The 214-nt window shown below is 59.3% G+C and carries 1 protein-coding gene; it reads right to left on the bottom strand.

Annotated elements, in window-relative coordinates:
• A partial coding sequence (locus E1297_RS00080) for an IS3 family transposase (protein WP_155132467.1) occupies nucleotides 1-214 on the bottom strand: 214 nt, incomplete at both ends.

Here is a 214-nt window from a genome sequence, read left to right as displayed (position 1 = left end):
CTTGTGATTGGCACGGGTCGTCACTGGCGGCTGCGGCCCGGTCTTCTTCGGGGAGATGTCATTTTCCCGCATGATCCGGGCAATCCGGCGTTCCGAAATTCGCTCGCCATCTGCCATCAAGACGGCATGGATCCGCCTGGAACCGTAACTGTGACGGCTGTCTGAAAACGCTTTCCGGATCAAAACGAGAAGCTCCCGGTCACGCCGGTTTCGG

The organism is Roseibium sp. RKSG952, assembly GCF_009711355.1.
The sequence above is the reverse complement of the archived record's forward strand: the minus strand, read 5'-3'. Positions and strand labels throughout refer to the sequence as shown.